This is a genomic window from Companilactobacillus sp. FL22-1 (assembly GCF_043951805.1).
Taxonomy (GTDB): Bacteria; Bacillota; Bacilli; order Lactobacillales; family Lactobacillaceae; genus Companilactobacillus.
In genome coordinates this window covers 49090-71812 of the sequence record NZ_JBINJY010000006.1, presented here as the reverse complement: position 1 = coordinate 71812, position 22723 = coordinate 49090, and the positions used below count along the sequence as shown (strand labels likewise).

Genomic DNA, 22723 nt, shown 5'->3' with positions numbered 1-22723 from the left:
GAAAGAAGTTCTGTTTATTTCTACTGTGAATTACAGGGACATTTCTCGTAAATTCACAATGTTCACTATTTCTTCTATACTAATTGGCCTATAATTCGTTATATCGACACCAACATTCACTGCATTTTCACCCAGCGTTCTAGTAAAATAAGCAGCATTTATATTGTGAACATGACCATATAAATGAATTGCGTGGTTGTAGTAACCGTCCCATTCCAATATAGGATAGTGAAAAAGAACAAATTTTCTATTATTATATTCAAAAGAATAATAATCTTTAACCCATTCAAATAAAGAATGGTCAAAATTTTGATCATTTAAGTATTGTTCATGATTTCCTTTAATTAGATATTTTTTGCCTCGTAGTTGTTTTAAAATTGTATTTGCCTGTTCCCCAGTACCCATATAAACAAAATCTCCTAAAATATATACTTCATCGTTTGGAGATTTTACAGTCTTATTCCATTTTTCTATTAACTTTTGATTCATTTCTTCAACATTATGAAATGGTCGATTACAGAAAGCAATTATTGGTTCATGGAAGAAATGTGTATCTGCTATAAAATATTTCATTTGTGTTCTCCCTTTTTAGTCATTGATGATATATTACATTATCTTTATAGAAAGTTGTAATGTTCAATGATTAAAAGTATAATTTTTAGTACAAACAAATTGCAAACAATCCATTTAAATTCATATTAAATATAACGATTGTTAGGAAATGAGAATGCTGTAAAAATAGTATTTCAATTCAAATTAATTAAGACAACCATTGAGTGGGAATAATATTCCGTAGAAAAATATAGAGCATCTCTGACTATTGTCGGAGATGCTCTTTTTATCTTAAATAAAAGGGTCTAAGTCAAATCGTGTTGGTGAGACCTATTTCTAAGAATCATACCTTAATTGGTATGGTTCTTTTTCTTTACATTCTTATAAGTTGAATGCGAATAGTGAATTTAAATAGGTTGATATTAAGAGGTACTCAGAGAACTTAGTTGATAATTAGAATATAAAAAAGCCTTTCAGATGAAGTAAATTCATTGAAAGACTTTCTTGCATAAAACTGAACCTTAAGCAGCAGCTTCTGCAGCTTTTTCTTGTTTTAGCAACTTGTTGTCGTAACGCTTGATAAATGGGAACCAAACGACGAATGATACCAAGGCACAGACGATAGAAAGGACAGCACCTTTCCAACTAGCAGTACCAATAAATCCACTCAAACCAACTGGTGTAGGCCATGGTTGTTGAGTAATAATCTTAGGAACCAATTTGGATGTGATAGCAAAGTAACTAACAAGTCCTGAAGCAATTGGAGCACCTAAGAATGGAATAAATAGGTCGACATTATAAACGATAGGTAAACCGAATAATAAAGGTTCGTTGATATTGAAGATAGCTGGAACAAGTTCAACCTTACCAATTTCCTTTAATTGGGCTGATCTAGAGAAGAATGCTAACCAAATGGCAACACCTAAAGTAGCACCGGAACCACCAATGATAACGAAGGCGTTCAATGGATCACCGGCGAAGAAGTTGCTGGCACCTTTAGTATTAGCAATCATATTAGCTAAAATAATTGGTGTATAGAATGAGCTCATGATTGTAGCACCGTGAATACCGAACCACCATAGGAAGTGGATAAGGAAGATGATAATCAAGAAGCCCCACCATGTATTTGTAATATTACTGATAAATGAAAATGGAATGTATAATACCTTGAATATATCAGTTCCTAAAAGAACAAAGATCAAGTTAAGTACCATAACAACAAAAGCAACACAGGCACCAGGAATCAATGAACTGAATGAGTTAGAAACACCAGCTGGAACTGATGCTGGCATCTTGATTTGCCAGTTGTGTTTAACAGTAAAACGATAAATTTGAACTGTAATCCAACCAACAACTAAACCGGTAAAAATACCTACGGCAGCAATTCTGGTAATACCACCAGTAGATACGGCGTAACCACCACCGATAATGTTGTCTGGTTTTAGAGATTGTTGAAATTGAATAACACCGTTCTTCCAAATTAATTGTGGAACGGTAATGAAGAATGCCATTAAAAACATAAATAGAGCATTTAGTGGAACAAGATTCAGATTTTCTTCCTTTGCATAAATCTTAGTATAAGAAAAAGTGAATTGACCTGCGAAGATCAAAGCCAAAATACCCATTGTGGCATTATAACCAGTTTGGAATAGATTAGAAAAACGACCCAAACTGCTAGCATATACTGCTGCGAACCCAGGAATTGGAAAGGCCTGGGGTAAAACGTTCAAAATAAGAAAAATTGATCCAATAATTGTGAATGGAATAACACTATAACCGGCGTCCATGATGGCTCTAACAAATCTAGTAGCCGCAAACTTACCAGCAAGGTTAATCATTCGATCCTTAAAAGAACCTGTATCCTCACTTGACATAAAAATCCCTCCTCAAAAAGTTACGACTATTATACTAGTGCAAGCGCTGCCAAAAGTAAACTGGTTTTTGAAAGAAAAATGATAAAATAATCCACATACTCCAATTGTATCAAGATGTCAAGACTCGTTCGAATCTCTTTTGAAATGAAATTGGTATACCTGTAAAATGAAACTTTTTTAGATACAAAAAAGTGCTAGGTGACCACCCCAGCACCTCTTTGTATACAAGATAACCGAGAATAGTTATCTACATAAATTATTAACTAATTTGTTTAAGTAGCTATATAACTATTTATGAAAAAAGGCAATAAAATAAAAATCAACGCAATTAAATAACGTTATTTATATCAATATTATTTAAATTTTGAAGGAAATATTATTATAAACAAATCTTATTGCTAGAAAAAATAGGTTTCCATATACTATCCGTGAAAATATATATTTTTAGGAGGATATTATGGTTCAATCTGTTGATTCGCAAAACGATAGTGATTTATTTTCAGTTAGTTTAGTGGCCTTTTGGGTCAAGGGGAGTATCACAATGGATGATTCTTTCCTACGTGTAAATATGCCCAATACAGTTTTATTTGGTCTCTTACCCGCTGGTAAAACCAAGGATTCATCACCACTCTCAGGGATAACCAATGTCTACACTTCCAAGTCATACAAACTAGGATCAATTATTTTAGGACTTGTTCTGATTATGGCTGGGTTAGCCATGCTTGGTAGCGTAACTTTTGGAGCTTTATTGATGCTCTTAATTGGAGCAGCTGTATTAGGCGGAGGGATTAAAACTTCCTTTACTTATGAGCGTTCAGGAATTCAAAAAGTTATTGAGTTTCCCTTCTTTGAAGCCAGCCGGGTTGATGGCCTAGAAAATCAATTGACTCAAAAATTGGCACAATTCCAAGATGATCGAAATGTGCGTAAGCAATCAGAATTAACTCGCCAGCAAGCAGTTAACAATACTAACAGTGTTGTTAATGCTATCAATAATAATGCCGATACAAATGTAGCAACCGATACGGCAGACTTTGTCTTCTGTTCAAAATGTGGAGCACAGTTAAAACCTGGCTCAGTATTTTGTAATAAGTGTGGCGCACAAATCAATTAAAATAAATAACAAAAGAGCAACTCCGGGTAAAAAAGGAGTTGCTCTTTTGTCATTCAATTCATCATAATCACCAGGGTCATCGGAAACCAAATCTGGTGAAGTAAAAAATCTCAGGAAAATATTCCTTGTATATAAAAGGTAAACGATAGATTTGTTTACTTTCAAATTATGGGGTAATGCTACCTTTAAGAAAATTAGCTTTTTCGTCTTGTAAATCGTCCGCAAAAACGACTCGGGTAATTATTTGGCTTAATTCTTCTGGAGTTTCCTGCATGCCTTCTTTGACCCAACGTTTCAAAATTCCTTGTATTCCTAACATGATGTAAGTCTCCTGATAGGTACTGAATGGGGGACGATCGAATGGCTGATGAGTGGTGGAGTGCATTTTTCCCAATAATTTAGTATTACCTTCGACAAAGGCTAAGTTACTTATTTGTGGATGTTGATAAAATCCCTCTAATATTCGTTTCATAGCTTCAAGGGGCGTGATATCTTGCGGGAGATCGATACTTTTTAAAAATTCTGTTTCAATTGAATCTACACACATGTATACGTCGGTGTAATAACGGTAAAAGGTTGTTCGATTGACGGCAGCTTTTTGACAGACTTCGGTGACCGTGATGGCATCGATTTTTTTCTCTTCTAAAAGTGACAAAACTGTCTTTTTGATCAGGCTTTTAGTGTGTTGGGCCCGCTTGTTATTCTTTATTCCAACCATAGTTTCTCCTCATAAGTGCAACACTTTGTCTTGAATTGATGATTGAATATCTTAAAGTATTTTTCTATTATATGAAGACATAGTGTTGTATTAATACTTGTTTAACAAATAAATTATCATAACTAAGCAAAAATAGATACGGGAGAGAATAATTATGCTGGAGTTAAAACATATTAAGAAGTATTACCATGTTGGTGATTCAGTAACAAAGGCTTTAGACGATGTTTCGATAGCTTTTCGTAAGCAAGAGTTTGTTGCAATTTTAGGACCGAGTGGTTCAGGTAAAACGACGATGCTTAACGGGATCGGTGGCTTGGATATTTATGATTCAGGTGATCTAGTCATCAAAGGCAAGTCGACTAAAGATTTTACTGAGGCTGATTGGGATGCTTATCGTAACAATTCGGTTGGCTTTATCTTCCAAAGTTACAATATTATCAGTCACTTGAGTATTCTCGATAATGTGGAAATGGGAATGACCTTAAGTGGGGTCGGCAATGAAGAAAAACGTCGTAAAGCTACTGAAGCTTTGGAACGAGTGGGATTAGGTCCGCATATCAACAAGCGTCCTAATCAATTGTCAGGTGGGCAATTACAACGAGTGGCAATTGCGCGGGCGATTGCCAATGACCCAGAGATTTTACTTTGTGATGAACCAACAGGAGCGCTGGATACAGAAACTAGTCAGGAAATCATGCAACTGATCAAAGAATTGTCGGCCGAACGGTTGGTAATTATGGTCACTCACAATCCAACTTTGGCAAAACAATACGCTGACAGAATTATTAATTTTGCTGATGGTAAGATTCAGGATGACTCTAATCCTTATGTAGAAGATGTGTCGAAAGATAATTTTGAGTTGAAAAAGACCAAAATGACTTTCTGGACAGCTTTGAAATTATCATTTACCAACTTGAAGACTAAGAAAGCTCGAACCGCACTGACAGCTTTTGCTTCCAGTATTGGGATTATCAGTATTGCAATCGTGTTAGCCTTGTCTTCAGGCTTCCAGAAACAAATTGATAAAACACAAAGCAATACGTTAGCTCAATTCCCAGTCACGATATCACAGACCGCTTCGAAACAGACTGCACCAAGTAAATCGGTGAAGAATTCGAATTCGAAAAAAGTTACCGCTAAATTGAGCCAACAAGAAAAGATGACTCATACTAATAAGTTGAATAAGAGTTACCTAAATTATGTTAAGAATTTGAGCCCTGAATTGAGTAAGGATATCACTTATAACTATTCAACAGGGATGAACTTGTTGAGTAAAACTGATGGCAAAGTCAAGACAGTTCAATTTTCCAACACTAATGGTTCTTCAAGCACAATGAGCGGAATGACTGCTGCCATGGCATCTACAACCGGTATTGGTGGTTCCGTTTATCCTTCATCTGATAACAATGGTCTGAACTTCTTGAAGAAGCATTACAAAGTTATCGCCGGAACTACTCCCAAGAATGAAAATGATGTCATTTTAATTGTTGACCGTGATAATTCGACTAATATCAATGCTTTGAAAAATATCGGCTTGAATGTCAAAAGTGGCCAAAAGTTAGATTTCAATAAAATTGTTGGGAAAGAATTCAAAATCGTCGCTAATAACGATTACTATACGGAAGTTTCCGATAATTTATATACCCCTAATCCTGACCTAACTCAAATTTATGATAATAGTAACAATAAGACCGTCAAGATTGCTGGGATTATGAAAGTCAGATCTAAGTCTTCTGAGAATATTTTAGCCTCAGGAATAGCTTATAGTGACAAGTTAACTCAAGAGATAATTGAGACTAATAAAAATTCAGAGATTGTTAAAGCTCAAAAAGCTAGTGATACCAACGTTTTGACTGGTTCTAGCGTTGACAGTACAACCAAAGAATCATTGGTCAGTTATCTCGGTGGTTCAGCTACTCCATCAAGTATTATGATTTATCCAAGTACCTTTAAGAATAAAGATAAAGTCCTCAGTTATTTAGATAAATATAACAAGGGTAAAAAAGCTTCTGATAAAGTCATTTATACTGATTTAGCGGGACAAGTTTCAGACTTAACCGGTGGTTTGATGGATGCAATTACTTACGTCTTGATTGCTTTTGCCGGAATCTCACTAGTGACAAGTATGATTATGATTGCCATCATCACTTACACTTCAGTTCTTGAAAGGACTAAAGAAATCGGTATTCTTAAGGCATTGGGAGCTAGAAAGAAAGATATAACCCGAGTCTTTGATGCGGAAACAACGATCTTGGGTGTTTCTTCAGGATTGCTTGGCGTAATCATCGCTTGGTTAGCTACATTCCCAATCAATATTATTTTACAAAATATGACCGACTTGAAGAATGTGGCCCAATTGAATCCAGTCCATGCCTTGATTTTGATCGTAATCAGTACCGTTCTAACAGTTCTCGGTGGACATATCCCCGCAAAAATGGCCGCTAAGAAAGATGCTGCCACTGCCTTGCGTTCAGAATAAGTATTTTTTTATATCATCTTAGGTAAGAGAAATCTGATTTAGGAGTAACGATAATCCTTTTGTGGTTGTCAGATGAAATATGATAATTTCATCCGATGCCATGAAAGGATTTTTTTGTTTCAACTATTTTATTGAGGATTAAATTTAGGATTTAGTAATTTTGAGATAAAATTTTTATTTTATAGGAAGAAAACTTTTAACTTTTGGCAAGCTTTTTTTAAATTAGTAATATAATAAAGCGTGTACACAAGTAATTAATTATTTGGATATAACATTATTAAGTAATTGATAAACAGATATTTTTAAAGTGCAAGTATTTGAATTATACATTACTCATGCATAATTCATCGTAAATCGGGGGGACTTTAAGATGAAAAAAAAGAATGTTAAATATATAGGTAGCGCTGTGGCAGTTGCATTACTAGCTGCGGGTGCTCCAGTAGTGGTTCCTATGGTAATCCCAGATTCAAATATAACAGTAAGTGCTGATGGTATCGATTATAATCCACCAGCCGATTTACCAATAACGAAATTTCTTTCTGATTTTATGAATCAATTTGAAGATCAGTATGTATCTAATGATGACGTTTTTGTTGCGGCATTAAACCAAAAAATTGATTATTACAATGAGTGGGGTATATTGTACTCGTATTTTGATCCCAAAAATCCTGCACATATGAGAGATTTGCAAAGTGATCCAGCTGTTGATTATTTAAAGAGTAGTTTGCCGGATAAACAAGATAGTGATCCACTTCAAAATGGGGATAATTATTATTATCGTGATGTTTTAGGGTCACTGACACTAACTGATGGTAATGGTCAACCTATCGTTTTACACAGTATTGATGATTATCGTACCGTTGTAGATGAGTTTAAAAATAATAAAATTGCTTTTCCTATTACTGTAGATATTAATTGAGTTAAGTCTACCAGTACAAATGATGGGGTGGGAACATACAACCCACCATCATTGGATACTCCTGGTGTAACAGATGATATGATACATAAAACTGTTGTTGTCAGTATGAGTAAATTTGATGTTACGGAAGATACAACGACTCCAAACGCAACAGTGGGGACTAAATTATCTGATATATCATCGACTGATAACAAGAATACTTTCAATGTTACAGATAGATATGCTGACACTAATAAAGACGGAGCAAGAACGCCTATTTATGGTCAAAGCTTGTTTACAGGTGATTCTGCTGGACGTACAGCGGCACTTGCATATGCCAAAACGGCAACATTTGATCCAACTTCTACTACTAGTGGAAATGTAAGCTCAGGTACACTAGATTCTGATGGTAAAATTCTAAAAACAGGAAAATATTATCAAACAATTACATACAAATTAGCTAACGATACTGATAAGGCAATAGAGGCCATGTTAGCTGGAACAAAAGATGATTCAACCAATCAAAAGGTTTCTCCTTATAGTGTCTTTATTAATGGTGGTAGTACGGCAGCAACAGATGGAACGGATTATGCATATAACAAAAATACTGGAACAATAACAGTACTTCGTCCAATTAATGTTATGGATATTGTCAAGCCAGAATTAGAAACTCCAAATTCTTCTGTTGGTGAATTGGCTAGTTCCTTAAAGGATACAACTGGTGACAAATTAATCGATGATAACGGACAAACTGTTCCAACAAGCGACGTAAACATTGATGATACTTATTACACCGATAAAACTGTAAATAATAATAATATAGCCACTGGGTTAGTCGGCAGTGATGGCAAATTTACTAAGGCTGGAACGTATTGGCGTAAAATCACATTCACCCTAAGTGATGGTGACGTAAGCTCTATAACTAATAATGGTGGAGCAATTAATGCCACGGGCAAGCAATTAACTTATGTTCAAGAAGTGGACATAAAAGACTCTGCTAAATTAACAGTAGCTGATGCTACGGCTAATGCTGGTGAATTAACGTCAGTAGAAAGTGCTACAACCGGTAATGATGTAACTGGTAAAGATGGATCACTACTCAATCAAGACGAGGGTGATTACAAAGGTGTCAGTTTTGGGACTGATTATTATGACGTTAACTCGGATAACGTAAGTAAAAGTACTGTTTTAAATGGTACTGCCGGTTCCCCAACAAGTGGTGTTGTTACGGATGGTAAATTTACTAAAGCGGGAACATATTTGAGAACAATCACTTTTTATTTAATACAAGGAGCAATTTCAAACAATGCCTTCACTGGTCTTGATCCTGACGTTAAAGAAATTGAAAAAAATAGTACCGTTATGTATGTTCAAACAATAACAATTAATCCTCATGAAGTCATACCAACGATAAATGATGTCCATACTATGATCGGAACTTCGGTTACAGCTAACGAATTACATGATCCAAGTACTGTTGAGTTGCCAGGTAGAGATAATTCGCTTCTAAATAAAACTGAGGGTGATAACAAATCCGGAATTTCCTTTGGAAATACTTATTACGATGATTCAACATTAAATAATGTAACGAAAAATATTTCTGCAAAAGGTAGATTAAATGCCGCTACGACGTATCATCGTTTAGTTACATTTTATTTAACAGATGCAGCTTATAATCAATTTCATTTTAATGGTTCATTTACACATAGTGATAAAGATGAATCAATAAGTTATATGCAAGATGTAATTGTTGACCCATCAACAAAAACTGCAACCTTTGGTAAACATGATTTAGATGTTACGTATAATACGGCCACAAATTCAAGTACATTGACGGAAACTTCAGATTATACATTAGCCGATGATGATGGAAATACAGGTTCTATTGAAGACAATGCTTCTTTGGATGGAAAATATTATGCTACAGAAGCTGAAGCTAAAGCTGGAACTAATGCTTTAACAGTTGCTAATTTAACAAATTTTCTATCTCCATATTATCGTGTTATTACTATTAAAGTAAAATCAGGAGATGGCTACTTATATAGCTATCCTGGTGCCAGTTTTGTTGATGCTGATAATGATAAAGTGCAATATATTCAAAAAATCAGTGTCAATAAGGAAATTGCAACCATAAATGTACCTAGTGAAAGTGTGGTTTCAGGAAGTGCTCTAGCTGGAATTAAACAGGATACTACTACGATCACAGATAGTAGTAGTAATTCTATTGGTACTGGAGTGGCTGGAACAACTTATTATGATGATCCAGCCGATGCAATTAATAATAGTTCGGATACGTCAAGTAGAATTATCACCGATAGAGTGCCAAGAGTCACTGGTCCAAATGGTACTATGTATAGAACCATCACATTTACTTTAAATAGTGGAGCAGGTTCGAACTATACTTTTAAAGGTGCAGACGGTGATGTTGAGGGTACTAATTTTAAAATTGACAGCGCTACCGATACAATCACTTATGCGCAACCAATTAGTATTACTCTTGGTCCAGTCAGTGAAATAAATATAGTTCCTCAAAAAGTTAATGTAGGCTCACAATCAACTGTCGATCCCACTGATATTACTGTCAAAATCCAACAAAGTTTTTTCGGCATTTCAGTGATTGACGAAAGTAAAGAAATTGGAGTTGGAACGGTTTATTATGATAAAGACACTAAAGCGGTAGATACTGACGTATTAGATGCAAATGGAAACTTTAGTAAAACTGGCTCGTTCTATCGAGAAGTAATTATTCCGTTGAAACAGAAATATTATGCTACAACATATGACTTTTCTAAAGGTACCAAAACTGGGGTTAGTGATCAATATGTCAACGTTAATGCAGGAGGAGAAGAAGAAGGTGCTACTGTAACTTATCTTCAAGAAGTTGACGTGATTGCACAACAAGGTAAAGGGAATGCCCCAGATAAACATACTTATACTGGAGTTCCCATTACAGAGTTGAATACAACATCTGATTATACTTTGACCAATAGTGATGGTACTGTAAATCTTTCTAGCGGCGTAACTTTTGGAACTAATTATTATCCTACAGCTCAAGATGCTGTAGCTGGTACTAATGAAATTGCCAATGCAGATACGAATGGCGACTTTGATAATGCCGGTGATTATTATAGAACGGTCACTTTCACAGTAAATCCCGATGATGTTGATAAATATGATTTTACTGATGAATTTAATGATGTGAAACCAGTCGTTACTACAGTAAATGGTGTGACGACGGTTATGTATGTACAACATATTCATGTTGATAAAAATGTTGCCACAGCAACGATTACTCATGAAAAAGTTGTAGCTGATTCTAATATCACAGATGTGCCACAACCAGATCCAACTGTGAATACTTTGCTTGATAAAAATATTCAACCTGATACTCAAGAGGGACATACGGTTGTTACAAATGATGGTAAAGATGTTACAGCTGATAATTCTCAATACTACGATAGTAATAATCCTGAGAGTTACGATCCAAATAACACAAGCAAATATGTCATAAATGGTAAATTTACTAAAGCAGGTATATATTATCGTCGAATTACATTTAATTTAATTTCTGGTGTTTCAGCAGCTGATGAGTTTAAAGGAAAAGATGTTGTCTTAGTCAGCAAGACTGACAATAGTGTTACTTACCTTCAACCAGTTGATGTCATACTTAACACAGCTGTTGCCAATGTTGTTGGTGCTTCAGCAACTGCTGGTCAATCAGTAACTGATGCCAAAGTGGATACTGATGGAACTAGTGACATTACATACACTGTTGGAGGAACTACTGGTTCAATCGTAGACTCTATCAGTTATGGAGATTCCTACTATCAGAATGCAACTGACTTTATGAATGGTGTTAGTCCAGTTGGAAAGACTTTCACTACATCTAGAGACTTCTATCGAGTTATTACCTTCAAGTTGAAGGCTAATGCGCTAGAAGGGAATACATTGGATGACGATATTCACACTACTACGACAAATACTGATGGTACTGTAAGTGTCAGTTATGCTCAAGCAATTTCAGTTGGAAAGAGTTCCGCAAAACCTAATATTGCTGGTACAAAAGCCCCAATTAGTGTTCCTGCTGGATCTAGTGTTAGTGGTGAACAAACAGGTGAATCTAATACTGTTACTGGAGTAACTTCAGATGGTACTGAAGGCTTAATCAATGATGGAACTGTTTCATTTGGAACGGACTACTATTCAACGGCAGATACTAATAATACTGTTGCGACCGTTTTAGCCGGGACAGCCAATAAGACTGATGGTGTCATTTCTGGTGATAGTTACATTAAACCAGGAACCTACTACCGTACAGTGACTGTACCTCTTAAAGAGGGGTCTAACTTGGCTAATAGTTTTGATCCTACAACTTCGAAACTAAGTGAAGATGGTAAGTCAGTTACATACGCTCAAACTATTACGATTGGTTCGCTTTCAGTTAAAGGCAACGCGGATGCAATTTCAGTCACTGCTGGAACTAAGACTGATGATTCTAAACTAACAAGTACGACTGGTTACACTTTGACCAATGGAGATAATACAGTTGACGCTACAGTTTCGGTTGATTCGACGCATTATTATAAGAGTGCTGCCGATGCTTTAGCTGGAAAAAATGAAGTAACTTTAGATAGTTTCGTAGATAGTACTGCTACTTATTACCGTGTTGTAACCTTTACACCAGCAGCCGGTACAATTGATGAATATACGACGACTGACCCTAATACCAGGGTGAACTTGGATAAGGGTACCGTTACTTACGCTCAAGCCATTACAGTAGAAAAAAGTGCGGCGGAACCAAATATTGCTGGTACAACAACCTCAATTAATGTTGATTCAGGTTCTAGTGTTAGTGGTGAACAAGGTAAAGAAAAGAACGGTATCGATGGAATCAATGCAGATGGTACTAAGGGCTCAATTGTTAATGGAACTATTTCATTTGGAACGGACTACTATTCAACGGCAGATACTAATAATACTGTTGCGACCGTTTTAGCCGGGACAGCCAATAAGACTGATGGTGTCGTTTATGGTGATAGTTACATTAAACCAGGAACCTACTACCGTACAGTGACTGTACCTCTTAAAAAGGGGGCTAATTTGGCTAATAGTTTTGAACCTACTACTTCAAAACCAAGTGCTGATGGTAAGAGCGTTACTTACGTTCAAACGATTACTATCAACGCTAATAAGGCTACTATTAAAGCTGATAATCCGATTTCAGCTACTGCAGGTGAGTCAATAACATCATTACCTGCTGTTGATGGCTATACTTTGAATGTAGCTGGAGATAAAGTTTCAGCTAAGGTACGTACTGACAATAAGATTTACAAGTCCTTTAGTAATAAAGTTCTTAGTGATGAACTTAAAGGCAATGAGTTCCCAAGTGCTGGGACTTATTATCGTGTGATTACCTTTACACCAACTGATGCTAGTGAATATACATTTGATGATCCAAGTGTTATTTCAAATGAAAATGGTGTTATTACCTATGTTCAAGCAATCACTGTTGATACAACATCAGCCAAAGTAAATTCAACAGAAGTTTCTGCAACAGTTGGGGATAAAGCCTCATCTCTTACAACCGCTGCTAATGCAACATTAACGACTGATAGTGGTAATGTTGAAGCAGAAGTTACAGTTGGTAAAGCGGTTTACCGTTCATCGACAGGCGCTTTAACTAAGAATTCTAAAGATGAAGTAAATACATTTGATGATACTAATGCTTATTATCGTGTGATTACTTTCAAGCCAAAAGATGGGAATGCTAAGCAATATTCATTTGATGATGAGAACGTTAAAATAAGTGCAGATGGGACAACAATTACTTATGCTCAACCAATCACTGTTAAGCCAAAGTCAGGTACTAAAGGTATTCAAATTGGTCCTGATGTTGCTAACAAGACTGTAAAAGTTGATATTAGTAGTGTCGGTATAAATAAAGACTTGGAGTTAACTGATGGCTACACTTTGAAGGATGGGGACAACTCATTAATTGATACAAGTGTTCCTAATGGTGGAATCGGATTTAGTGCAGAATATTATGAATTAGCAGATGCCACTAAATCAAATCCTACAGTCGATGATTTAGGTGCCAAAGTTGATTCAAGCATTGCAAATCTTTATACAATCACAAAGCCAAATGATTACTACCGTAAGGTTATTTTCAACGTAACTCCTGAGACGATTAAAAATTATGACTTTTCATCAATTTATGGAAAAGTAGTAGGAAATACGGTAGTGTTTGTAAAAAAGATTTCTGCCTTAAAGAATCGAGCATACGCAAATATTTCTACTCCAAGCGTTAGTTACAATACGTCAGCTAATTCATCAAGTTTGAAAGTTCCAACTGGTGTAACTTTGCAAGATGATGCTGATAAGAATATTAATTCTGGAACTCCAGAACTTAGTGGCATTTTCAGTACTGAAGATGCTGCCAAGAATGCTACTTCAGATACGGGTGATGTAACTGGTAATTTGCAAGATGGTCCTTACTATCAAAGAGTTACTTTCCTATTGTCTGATAATGATAGTAATGCCTACGACTTTGGTGATGGAGTTGTTGCTAAAGATGGTAAGTCTGTAACTTATATCCGTACTATCACAGTCAAACCAAATTCAGGCGGTTCAAGTGGTAATTCCGGCAATAACTCAGGAAGCGATGCTGATAACAATGGCAGTGGCGACGAAGACGAATGGACCTATTATAAAGATCCAGGAGTTGTCACAACCAAGATGACACGACCATCGTATTCATTGAATAATCGAGCTAATGAAACTGTTGAAAACCGTGCTCTAGCTCAAGATACTTCATGGATTACTGATCAGTATCGGACTAACAAAGCAGGTGTAAAGCAATATCGTGTTGCTACCGGCGAGTGGATCGATTCGAATGATGTTTACTTCCGTGAAAATTCAACTGGTAATAATGGCGATGATGATTGGACTTACTACAATAATCCAGGGGTTGTCACAACCAAGACAACACAACCATCATATTCATTGAATAATCGAGCTAACGAAACTGTTGAAAACCGTGCTCTAGCCCAAGATACTTCATGGATTACTGATCAATATCGGACTAACAAAGCGGGTGTAAAACAATATCGTGTTGCTACTGGCGAATGGATTGATTCTCACGATGTTGTCTTTAACGGTCAAACGACTGATGAAGAAGATGGCTGGACTTACTACAAAGATCCCGGTATCGTTGTCACAAAGCCAGATCAAGAATATTATTCACTAAATAACCGAGCAAATGATACGATTAAGAATCGGGCTTTAATGGAAAAGACTTCATGGATCACCGATCAATATCGGACTAATCGTCAAGGAGTAAAACAATATCGTGTTGCAACGAATGAGTGGATTGATTCGCATGATGTTATTTTTACAAAGAATGTCAAGCAAATCGTCAACGTTGATGAAACAGCACCTTATTACAGTCTCTATACGATATATGGACAATTAGTTCAAAATCGGGCTCTTGAACAGGAGACATCATGGTTTTCTGATAAAGTAGCTTACGCTGATGATGGAACTGTTTATTATCGTGTTGCAACGAATGAATGGGTCAAACAAATTGATGGTGTTCATTTGGCTTCGTATGCATGGTATAAGTATTAAAGATAATTAAATAGGACTTTCGAATTGTAAATTTCAATTCGAAGGTCCTATTTGTTTTGCGAAATAAAGAAGACTAATATATAGTAAACACAAGTAAACATTAACGAGGAAAATAATGGCAAGTATTAGAGATATAGCAAAGATGGCTGGAGTTTCAGCAGCAAGCGTTTCAAGAATTCTAAATAATGATAAAAGTTTTAGTATCAATGATAATACTCGGCAACGAGTGATTGAGATCGCTAACCGACTACATTATTCTAAAGAAGAAAATCTTAAAGGGCCTCGTTATAAAAATAATGGGATGTCAGTGGGATTGATTTTAAGACACGATGAGGAATCTGAATTAAAAGATCCCTATTTTTTGGCAATTAGACGTGGAATTGAAGAGGAAGCAGCTAAATGGAGATTACAAGTTTTTAATGCATTTAGAATGCGTGATAAAGAAAAAGATTGGGACAAATTGGCTAATTATGGTGCAGTTATAATGATTGGCGAGATGACAGAGTCAGCAATGAATAAGATTCTGGAGAAGAATTCAAATATAGTCCTAGTTGACAATTATATTAGTGATGAAAGATTTGATCGTATTCAGACAGATTTTATTGAAAAAACACAAAAAATATTAAACTTATTGTATGACATGGGACATCGTAATATAGCCTTTGTCGGTGGTAGAAGTAGCATCGTAGATGTTGATGGTACTCGAATGAATAGTCGCCATGAAGTAAGGGCTGATAGTTATGAGAAATGGATGCGGTTAAAAGGATTAAATGAATATATTAGTACAAATGTTGGACATTGGTCTGCAGAGGATGCTTTGAGTATGACGGAGGAAATTTTGAAACAGTCAGTTATTCCTAGTGCAATTGTAGTTGCTAGTGATCCCATGGCGATGGGTGTTTACAAAGCTATAAATAATGCGGGACTTAAAATTCCCAATGATATTTCGATAGTGAGCTTTGATGACGTAGAAATGAATAAATATTTAACGCCCACGTTGTCGAGTGTCAAAATGGATTCTGAGGAAATGGGAAGAATGGCCGTAAGAGTAGCGCAGAATCAGATGATTGAGCCCAGAAGAATGCCGATTCAAATCGTTTGCTCCAGTGAACTGAAAGTCAGAGACTCAGTGAAAAATATTTCAAAAGAAAAATAATTGAATTTGAAAATGCTTATTATTTGAAAAAATGGTAAGTATTTTTTATTAGCTCTTGTGTAAACGTTAACTAAACGATTATAGTAATCTTTGTAAACGTTTACAGATTGATTGAAGAGAGGGAAACATGAAATGAAAAATATTTTAAATGCATTTCAGAAGAAAATGGGGCCAATATCTGAACTCATTGGTGCTAATAAATATCTTCTAAGTTTACGTGATGGATTCATGTTAGCTTTTCCAGCCACTATGTTTGGATCGATCATGGTTATTTTGCAAAATTTACCAACTACCTTTGGTTTCAGCGGATTTTTACCAAAATGGTTTAATGATTTTCTAGTTAACTTTTTTGGCCCAGTTAGTAATGCTACAATGTCTGTTTCTGCTTTATTCATTGTTTTTGGAATTGGATATCAACTTGCTGGTCATGAAGGCCAACAAAAGATTTTTGCGGGTGCCATTTCACTATCTAGTTTCTTGATGCTATTGCCCATAGGTACTGACAAGAAATTGGGCTCATTTATTGCTATCAATGATTTAGGTGCTCAAGGAATGTTTGTGGGTATTATTACTGCTATAATCGCTACGAAAATTTACTGTGCTATTAGTGCCGCACATATAACCATCAAAATGCCAGCTTCAGTGCCTCCAATGATTGCTGAATCATTTGTTGCCATAATTCCCGGAGCTGCTCCATTATTATTATTTAATATTATTCGCTATGCCTTTACATTTACTTCTTGGGGCAATGCAGTTGATTTTGTTTATGAAATTTTACAACAACCTCTAATGGGATTGGGTGGAACTTTGCCAGCGGTACTTATAGCTGTCTTCTTTACTCAATTGTTCTGGTGGTTTGGTGTTCATGGAACTTTACTTGTTAACTCAATTATTGATCCTATTATGGGTGCTTTGGCAATTCAAAACTACAATGCTTATAAAGCTGGAGCAGCTCATTTACCAAATATTATTAATACTACATTCATGGGTGTTTTTGTTAACCAAGGTATGCAATTAGGTTGTGCCATTGTTTTTGCATTTTTCTTAGCTAAATCAGTACGAATGAAAACAACTATGAAGACTGTTTTTGCACCAGCCATTTTTAATGTGTCTGAACCAATGACCTATGGACTGCCAATTGTTTTAAATCCTGTTCTGTTAGTTCCTTGGGTTTTAGCTCCATTAGTATCAACTACCATTTCATATTTTGCTATTGCATCAGGGATGGTTCCAAGACCAATTGGTGCAACAGTTGTTTGGACTACGCCGATCTTCTTAGCAGGATGGTTAGGTACTGGATCCATTGCAGGTGCTATCTTGCAAATCGTTGATGTCATCGTTATGACATTAATTTGGATACCTTTCTTGAAGTCAATGGATAATGAATTCTTGAGAGAAGAACAAGAGGTCTCAAAAACTGAAGAAGCAGGATTAAAAGCGGAAAATCAAAAGAGTTAATTAGGAGATAAGGAATTATGAGAACTGATACGTTGAGGTATAAATATGGGTATAATGCCAGTCAAAATGATCTTTATAACACATTGGTAAATGAACAATTAAAATATTTTCAACGTACCAATCCACAAATAAGACATTTGACCCCAGGCACTACTATTGAAGCGGAATTAACAACTAAAATGAAGCGAATTGCGACGACGAATAAAATGAGCATAAAAAATATGGTGAAGAATGAACTGTTTCAAATGGAAACAGAGCAACCTGATGGGAAAATAGTTCAAACTTATCAATTTGAAACGAATAAAAGAGGAAAGAAATTCTTAGTTTACTCCGAAAGAAATACTTTCAAAAATACACGTAATCAGACTAATTTTATGTTTATTAGTTTACTTTATAAATTTTTCTATAATCGTGGTGTAAGAAAAAGAATGAAATATTTAGACGATTTAGCCGTGAATTAACTAAGAAGTATCGAAAGGAAAGTATTTTCATATGATAGATATAATTTCAAATAAAATATTTCATTTACATAATAGTAAAATTAGTTATTTATTTTGGATTATGCCGAATAATCAATTGGGACATATTTACTATGGGAAAAATTTGGGTGAATTAAATGATGATGACGTAGAGTATTTAATTCAGCAGGAAAGTAAATCAGCAGGGACAGTAAAGTATTCTGAAAGTATAAAGAATTTTACACTGGCAGATCGAGAACCAGAATATCCAGTATATGGTTCTTCAGATTTTCGTGAAGGTGCAATCGATATTTCTCAAAACGATGAACAATGGTATGCTGACTTTAAATATAAATCTTATTCTATTAACAAAACAAAGATTCGTGATTTAGACATCCCAGCGACATATTCCAATAATGATACTGACTCTGAGACATTAGATGTGATATCTGAAGACGAAGAACACTTGCTTAGACTGCATGAGTTTTTCACTATTTTTAAAGATTATGGAGTAATAGTTCGTAGCCAAAAATTAATTAATTTAGGAAAAAAAGATATTGATATCAACAATATGATGAGTGGTGTTCTAAGTTTGCCAACGGCAAATTATGATTTTTTAAGTTTATCAGGAGCCTGGTTGAAAGAAAGACAGATTAAGCGTCGCCATATTGAGCAAGGAATCACTTCAATAGAGTCACTAAAAGGTGCATCTAGTCATCAGCAGAATCCGTTTGCAGCTTTAGTCAGTGATAATGCCACCACAAATAGTGGGGATATTTATGCATCTAACCTAATTTATTCAGGTAACTTTTTGAATCAGGTCGAAGTTAATGAGTGGAACAAGACTAGATTGTCCATTGGAATTAATCCCAAATATTTCCAATGGAGATTAAGTGAGAACGAAAGTTTTAAAACTCCGGAAGCAATATTGTATTACAGTGGCAGTGGATTCAATGGACTTATCAACGAAACTAATGGATTTACTGAAGATCATATTATAGATACCAAATGGAAGAATGATTTGCGTCCTGTTGTCTTCAATAATTGGGAAGCCACTTACTTTGACTTTAATGAAGAAAAATTATTATCTTTGGCACGTGAGAGTAAAGAGCTAGGAATGGAATGCTTTGTCCTTGACGATGGTTGGTATGGACATAGAGATGATGATCGTAGTTCTTTGGGAAATTGGGTTACTGATAAAGCCAAGTTTCCATATGGTTTAGGACATTTTTCCAAACAGATTCATCAAATGGGAATGAAGTTTGGGCTTTGGTTTGAACCAGAAATGGTATCTCCAGATACAGAGTTGTATAAAAATCATCCTGATTGGGTAGTTCACCATCCTTATAATCGAGTATCGATAGGGCGAGGGCAATACGTTTTAGATTTTACTAATCCTGAAGTGGTTAAAACGATTTATCAACAAATGAAATCAATAATTTCAGAAACAAAGTTGGACTATATTAAGTGGGATATGAACCGTAATATAACAGAAGCTTATTCGACTTATCTAAAAAAAATTGGAAGACCTCAAGGGGAGTTTTTCCACCGGTATATCAAAGGTGTTTATTCTTTGTACAGCATGATTTTATCAAGTTTCCCTAATATTTTAATCGAAGGCTGTTCTGGCGGTGGCGGTCGTTACGATTTAGGAATTCTTTATTATAGTCCACAAATTTGGCCCAGCGATGACAGTGATGCCGTTGAAAAATTGTCTATTATGACAGGAACGACTTTAGCGTATCCATTATCGACTTTTAGTAACCATTTATCAGCTGTCCCTAATGATCAAGTTAAGAGAACAGAATCAATAAAATTTAGACAGGATTTAGCTAGCTTTGGACCATTGGGATTTGAATTGGATTTGAATAAATTGACTGATGAAGACAAAGAATGTATCAAACAACAAATTGAATTTTACAAAGATAATCGTCAATTATTATTGCATGGTAAGTTCCGCCAAGTTTTGGATTTGAATCCCGAAAGTAATGAAGTTGCATTTGGTGTAAAAAATTCAGAAAGTATTTTTATTGGATTTTTCCGGAAGATGACAAAACCTAATTCGGCTGTTAAACGGTACTTACCAATCTCTTTTATTGATGAAAATAGAAGATATGTTATTAATAATGAAACGTCAGTAAGTGGGTCAGTATTAAAATATTCAGGCTTATTGGAACCTTATGAATTTGATGGTGCAAATAGTGAAACGGCTCAAGTATCAGGTGATTATCAATCTTGGACATATCTTTTGAGGTCAAAGAAAAATTAAGAGGTTTATCAATGAAATCAATAGATACTTTTTTATATGGTGGAGACTATAATCCTGAACAATGGTTAGATCATCCAAAGATTCTTCAACAAGATCTAAAGTTAATGAAGTAAGCCAAAATTAATACTGTAACTTTGGGTACTTTTTCGTGGGCATCTTTAGAACCGAGGGAAAATGAATATCATTTTGAATGGTTAGATAAGGTCTTTGACGACATTTATAAAATAGGAGGACATATAATATTAGCCACTCCAAGTGGTGGACGCCCTAAATGGATGAGTCAGAAATATCCAGAGGTCAATAGAGTTGATGAATATGGGCATCGTCACATGGCGGGCTTTCGTCATAACCATTGTTATTCATCTCCAATTTATCGAAAAGAAACAAATAAAATCAATACTTTGTTAGCAAAAAGATATGGGAATCATCCAGCCTTATTAATGTGGCATGTTTCTAATGAATATTCGGGAGAATGTTACTGTAAAATATGTCAGGATAACTGGCGCAAATGGCTAAAAAAGAAGTATCAAACACTTGATAATCTTAATGAAGCTTGGTATTTACGTGTTTGGAGTGGATTGTATAGTGATTGGAGTCAGGTTATGCCACCAACTCCTTTGGGTGAGACTAAAGTTCACGGAATGGATTTGGATTGGAAAAGATTTGTAACCGACATGACAATTGATTTTTATAAGTCTGAAATAAAGCCTTTAAGAGAAATAACGCCTAATATTCCAATAACTACAAACTTTATGGCAGAAGGTATGGATCATGGAGATTTTTATCCTATCACAGGTCTAAATTACGGTAAATTTGCAAAGTATCTGGATGTTATAAGCTGGGACAGCTATCCAGTATGGCACAATAATTATGAAACATTAGCTGAAACAGCGATGAAGACAGGATATGTACACGATCAATTTTATTCACTGAAACATCAACCGTTTATTGTTATGGAATCAACACCAAGTTATGTGAATTGGCTTCAATATAATAAATCCAAACGTCCGGGAATGAATATTTTAAGTAGTATTCAACAAATTGCTCATGGATCAGAAAGCACTTTATATTTCCAAATTAGACAGTCTCAAGGTAACTCAGAAAAATATCATGGTGCGGTAATTGAACATGATGGATCAAAGAACAATCGGGTTTATCAAGAAGTTTCCCAATATGGTGAAATGCTAGCTGATATCTCAGAAATAAAGCATGCTAAAAGAGTATCTAAAGTCGGTATTTATTACGATTGGGAAAGTAATTGGGCCTTTAATCGTGGAGGTGGCTTTGGTCGCCCTACTAGGTTAGGCATTCAAACATTGCAAAAACATTATTCAATATTTTGGGGTCAAGATATATCATGCAGTATTCTTGGCGAAGATGATGATTTTTCAAATTATGATTTAATCATAGCTCCGATTTTATATATGAATAAGGAAAAAGTGGTTGATAAATTAACTGAATATGTGAGATCCGGTGGAGTATTAGTTTCTAGTTATTTTACTGGGATGGTTGATAAATATGATCGTGTTAATTTATATGGATTACCTAAGAAATTGAGTGAGTTGTTTGGCTTGAATACAAAAGAAATTGATACTCTATATCCTGATGAACATGGTCATATTTTATATAATGGGAAAGAGTATTTGAGTAAAGACTTTAATCAAGTTATCGAAACAACAACGGCTAAAACACTTGGTAAATATATAAATAATTTTTATCAAGGGACTCCAGCAATAGTGAAGAATGATTATGGTAAAGGAAGTGCATATTACTTAGCCACGAGAATGAGTCGTGATTTCTTGAAAGATTTTTATAAACCAATTATAAAAGAGTTGAATTTGAGAAATAACTTTATATCCAAGTCAGTATATGAAGTCTCTTGTCAAAACAGATACAAAAATGGATACGTTTATCATTTTTTGATGAATTTTTCTGAAAAGAAGCAAGCTATTGAAACCAATCGAGAAACTACGAATGTTTTGGATGGTTCGATTGTAGGTAAAAATATTGTTTTAAAGAAATATGGCACTTTGATTTTAAAAGAAAAATATAGTTAGTTAAAAAGTCACCTAAATGGAAGAAATTTTCCTTAGGTGACTTTTTAGATTAGAACTAGTAAAT

The 22723-nt window shown here is 35.1% G+C and carries 11 protein-coding genes and 1 pseudogene; 9 read left to right on the top strand and 3 right to left on the bottom strand.

The window, feature by feature from the left end:
• Window positions 1-30 precede the first annotated feature (30 nt).
• Both ACG72T_RS06220 and celB read right to left on the bottom strand, forming a co-directional pair.
• Window positions 31-573 carry a metallophosphoesterase gene (locus ACG72T_RS06220; RefSeq protein ID WP_395265303.1) on the bottom strand — a complete coding sequence of 181 codons (543 nt, stop codon included), beginning with the start codon at window positions 571-573 and terminating at the stop codon, window positions 31-33.
• Between the two features lie 500 nt (window positions 574-1073).
• On the bottom strand, window positions 1074-2426 hold the full coding sequence (celB, locus tag ACG72T_RS06215) for a PTS cellobiose transporter subunit IIC (RefSeq protein WP_395265301.1): 1353 nt from the start codon (window positions 2424-2426) through the stop codon (window positions 1074-1076).
• Window positions 2427-2883: 457 nt separating this feature from the next.
• Between celB and ACG72T_RS06210 the strand changes: the two genes are divergently transcribed.
• Window positions 2884-3540: a zinc-ribbon domain-containing protein gene (locus ACG72T_RS06210; RefSeq protein ID WP_395265300.1), complete on the top strand. Its 657-nt coding sequence runs from the start codon at window positions 2884-2886 to the stop codon at window positions 3538-3540.
• 166 nt (window positions 3541-3706) lie between these two features.
• On the opposite strand, the gene ACG72T_RS06205 is transcribed toward ACG72T_RS06210, so the two are convergent.
• Window positions 3707-4258, bottom strand: a complete 552-nt coding sequence (locus ACG72T_RS06205) for a TetR/AcrR family transcriptional regulator (RefSeq protein ID WP_395265299.1) — start codon at window positions 4256-4258, stop codon at window positions 3707-3709.
• Between the two features lie 154 nt (window positions 4259-4412).
• On the opposite strand from ACG72T_RS06205, the gene ACG72T_RS06200 reads away from it, so the two are divergent.
• The 8 genes and pseudogenes from ACG72T_RS06200 (at window position 4413) to ACG72T_RS06165 (ending at window position 22659) form a co-directional block, all read left to right on the top strand.
• Complete coding sequence (locus ACG72T_RS06200; RefSeq protein WP_395265298.1) at window positions 4413-6737, top strand: ATP-binding cassette domain-containing protein; 2325 nt, start codon at window positions 4413-4415, stop codon at window positions 6735-6737.
• A gap of 370 nt (window positions 6738-7107) precedes the next feature.
• Window positions 7108-7656, top strand: coding sequence for a hypothetical protein (locus tag ACG72T_RS06195; protein WP_395265297.1), 549 nt, complete (start codon window positions 7108-7110; stop codon window positions 7654-7656).
• A 105-nt stretch (window positions 7657-7761) separates the two neighbouring features.
• Window positions 7762-15261: a hypothetical protein gene (locus tag ACG72T_RS06190; protein WP_395265296.1), complete on the top strand. Its 7500-nt coding sequence runs from the start codon at window positions 7762-7764 to the stop codon at window positions 15259-15261.
• 115 nt (window positions 15262-15376) lie between these two features.
• Window positions 15377-16417, top strand: coding sequence for a LacI family DNA-binding transcriptional regulator (locus ACG72T_RS06185; protein ID WP_395265295.1), 1041 nt, complete (start codon window positions 15377-15379; stop codon window positions 16415-16417).
• Window positions 16418-16549: 132 nt separating this feature from the next.
• Window positions 16550-17875 (top strand): PTS sugar transporter subunit IIC, encoded by a 1326-nt coding sequence (locus tag ACG72T_RS06180; RefSeq protein WP_395265294.1) that lies wholly within the window; start codon window positions 16550-16552, stop codon window positions 17873-17875.
• Window positions 17876-17892: 17 nt separating this feature from the next.
• Window positions 17893-18336 carry a DUF3284 domain-containing protein gene (locus ACG72T_RS06175; protein ID WP_395265293.1) on the top strand — a complete coding sequence of 148 codons (444 nt, stop codon included), beginning with the start codon at window positions 17893-17895 and terminating at the stop codon, window positions 18334-18336.
• Between the two features lie 31 nt (window positions 18337-18367).
• A complete protein-coding gene (locus ACG72T_RS06170) occupies window positions 18368-20602 on the top strand; it encodes an alpha-galactosidase (protein WP_395265292.1) in 2235 nt (744 codons plus the stop codon).
• A gap of 11 nt (window positions 20603-20613) precedes the next feature.
• A pseudogene (locus tag ACG72T_RS06165) lies at window positions 20614-22659 on the top strand (beta-galactosidase).
• Window positions 22660-22723 lie beyond the last annotated feature (64 nt).